Source organism: Paenibacillus sp. UASWS1643, from assembly GCF_008693195.1.
Taxonomy (GTDB): domain Bacteria; phylum Bacillota; class Bacilli; order Paenibacillales; family Paenibacillaceae; genus Paenibacillus; species Paenibacillus amylolyticus_B.
In genome coordinates this window covers 1-3271 of the sequence record NZ_VXKZ01000075.1, presented here as the reverse complement: position 1 = coordinate 3271, position 3271 = coordinate 1, and the positions used below count along the sequence as shown (strand labels likewise).

The following is a 3271-nucleotide window of genomic DNA, read 5'->3' as shown; positions in this document are numbered from 1 at the left end:
GCGAGAGTGCAACAATGGCTCAAACTGAACGCAACAACAGCGTAAACGACCGTGAGCGTAACGCAAGCAGTAACTTTGCAAGCGAAAGCCGTGGAGCATTGGATCTGGGTCTGAACGCGAAAGCCGAAGGCGAGAGTGCAACAATGGCTCAATCCGAACGCAACAACAGCGTGAAAGACAGCGAGCGTAACGCAAGCAGTAACTTCACGAACGAAAGCCGCGGAGCACTGGATCTGGGTCTGAACGCAAAAGCGGAAGGCGAGAGTGCAACGATGGCTCAAACTGAACGCACCAACAGCGTGAACGACAGCGAGCGTAACGCAAGCAGTAACTTCGCGAACGAAAGTCGTGGAGTACTGGATCTGGGTCTGAACGTGGATGCGGATGCAGAGAGCGAAACTACATCTGTGGTGGAGACAAATCGGTAATATGAGATTTTCACTGTAATATGAAGAAGCAGGGGCTCCGGAACCCCTGCTTCTTTTTTTGCCGAAATAAAAACGCTCAAAATGATCAAACAAACAGCTCACAACTCGTATACAATAAAATGAGTTGATCTAATAAGCCCCGAATCAGAACAGGAGTGTTCGATATGAAGATAGAGCATGAAGGTACAGTTACACAGGAGTCCATATTGGACGTACATATTACAGAGGCAGGATACGAGCCAGGACAATCGACAATACGCAATATTCGAATGAATGTGGCGCGAGGAGAGCTGGTAGGTATTATCGGACCAAATGGTGCGGGCAAAAGTACCACAATCAAAACGCTTCTTGGTCTGCTGGAACATGCGAACTATGAAGTGACGATTGGGGGAGATGGTCGTTATGCCTATATCCCGGAACAACCGGTTTTTTATGAATATATGACGCTATGGGAACATCTTGATCTGGCTGCAGCGGCGTATGAAATGGAGGAAGAAGCTTTTGTTGCCCGAGCGGAGGAACTGTTGGTTCGTTTCGGTATGGACCACGTTCGAAATGATCTTCCAGCCAGTTTCTCAAAGGGCATGCGGCAGAAAATGATGTTGATGATCGGATTTCTGTCTTCACCGGATATCTATATTGTGGACGAGCCGTTCATCGGACTGGACCCTCGTGCAACCAAGGATTTTCTAAAATTACTTGATGATGAACGTCGCCGCGGTGCGGGTGTGCTCATGTCTACGCATGTACTGGATACCGCTGAACGAATCTGCGACCGGTTTATTCTGATTGCTTCGGGCAGATCTGCTGCCGAGGGAACATTGGATGAGATCCGTGAAGTGGCAGGATTGCCGGAAGCCTCTTTGTTTGACTGTTTTGATATACTGACGTCTTAGATAGAGAGAGGGTGAGAGAGAATGGAAACTTCCCAGCGTTATACACCACTTCGGTTATACAGGCGAAGACGCAAAGAGCACTTCAGGGAACAGATGAAAAATCTCAGACTCGTCGTGGATTGGACGGTGTGGGTATACCTGCTTGTTCCGGGTCTGCTCTATCTGGTTGGATGGTACACGAGTCTGTGGACCAAACCACTGCCTGTATGGGCGACAGGATTACCTCTCCCCGTACTGACTGGGCTGATCGAAGTGGTTATGCTTACCGGTGGTGTGTTGATATTTGTGGAGGAAGCGGATGTATTGTTTCTGAAATCAAGGCCGTTATGGATACGAACGTTAATGAGGCAAGGGCTCTACCGGTCCTGTCTGCAACATCTGGGCAAAATGATCCTGATTACAGCGCTGACTGCTCCCCTGTGGTCCCGTGTCTATGAGATGTCGAATCTCCAGATTGCACTTATGGCTGTCTGGTTTGGTGCAGTAGCTTCATTTCAATCCATAACACTACATATGACGAAGGTTCGACATACAGGATGGCGACGCTGGATTCAGATGATCCCTCTCATCATTGGCATAGGTTATATGACCATTCATGCGACATCATGGATGTATGGACAGACGTGGAAAATCTTATTTGGAATCGTAATTATCATGCTTCTTCTAATTACAGTTGGACAGATGAGGCTAGTGATGAAGGGAACGTTTGAAGGGGATGTACGGGAGGATTTGCGGAGCAGGCTACAGCTTACAGCTATAATGTTAAGCCGGGCGGTGAGTAAGCCGAAAGCCCCACGAACACGGTCCATCATCTTCCGCAAACCGCGTAAACTGTTACGCAATCGTTCCATCGCGAATCGGACAGCGGAGATTGCATTCAAGGCATTTTTCAGGAACTCGGCCACGATGAAATTGTATCTGCAGCTTGGAGGACTATCCATCGCAGCAGTCGCATTACCACCTTTTCCGGTCAATGTCATTGTATGTGCGTTATTAATCATCATGTTGACGGTGATGTTTTATCGTTCCTGGGATGTTTTTGCCACGTCCGACTATGTTCAGCTTATAACATATGACTCGGAGGCGCTGCATCTTGCAGGTTCAATGATGGTTCGGATGTTGTTTGTCCCGATTGGTATTTTTATGGGATTCACGCTGGGATTGGCCTGGCTCGGCTGGATGGTCGGTATTCTGACAGCTGCAGGTGCGGTGGCCTTTGGACTCTGTGTGTTATCTATTGCCGGATGGGTTCGGCTGACCAGGGCCTAAGGAATTACTTTCTAAGTCAGAGCATATCACGCGCTATAACTGACCATGCTATAGAAGAATAATCTCATCTATGGATGATGAGAGATTAGCTGTAGCAAGGAGGAAGAGACGATGATGGATAATAGCGAACTACAGGTGCATTTTTCAGACGATTCAGCGTTGAATGCCGCCAGGGCAACCTTGGAGGAATTGGGATATAAGCCATATCAGTCCGGCCCGCTGGAATTGTACATCCCCACAGATCGCCAAGATCCTCAGTCTGCCGTAGAGATTGTACAATCTCATGGAGGAAGTGCCGTATTTGCCTCGCAAACGGAAGAGCTGGATCAGTTTCAGAATATATCAATTCCGGCTCATCTCGTGAATGAGGACTGGAATGAGGGTTATGCGAGCGGAAACCAAGGAAGCCAGACGGAGCAAGGCAGACATAACTATAGCGATGACCCGACATACGATGATTCGGCTGATGGATTTTCAGGCAGTGTGAAAGCATAGAAGTATCAGAAGCTAAGAGCAGTTCGAGCCAATTTTTCTAAAATGGAACAATGCCCAAAAACCCCGATCGTCCACAGATGTGGATATCGGGGTTTTTGGCATCTGAAGCAATTCATTATGTGCTTAAAGTGTGTAATACCTACTATGATGTAGTGTGTTTATATTCTGCCGCATGCATACCAG

The 3271-nt window shown here is 47.8% G+C and carries 4 protein-coding genes; all 4 read left to right on the top strand.

Features of this window, described 5'->3' with window-relative positions:
• Nucleotides 1–428, top strand: a 428-nt coding sequence (locus FE296_RS00435) for a hypothetical protein (protein WP_223868727.1), incomplete at its 5' end; no start/stop codon positions are given.
• 164 nt (nucleotides 429–592) lie between these two features.
• A complete protein-coding gene (locus FE296_RS00430; protein WP_124118763.1) occupies nucleotides 593–1324 on the top strand; it encodes an ABC transporter ATP-binding protein in 732 nt (243 codons plus the stop codon).
• 21 nt (nucleotides 1325–1345) lie between these two features.
• Nucleotides 1346–2593 (top strand): ABC transporter permease, encoded by a 1248-nt coding sequence (locus FE296_RS00425; protein ID WP_150363992.1) that lies wholly within the window; start codon nucleotides 1346–1348, stop codon nucleotides 2591–2593.
• Between the two features lie 111 nt (nucleotides 2594–2704).
• On the top strand, nucleotides 2705–3088 hold the full coding sequence (locus FE296_RS00420; RefSeq protein WP_150363991.1) for a hypothetical protein: 384 nt from the start codon (nucleotides 2705–2707) through the stop codon (nucleotides 3086–3088).
• Nucleotides 3089–3271: the final 183 nt, after the last annotated feature.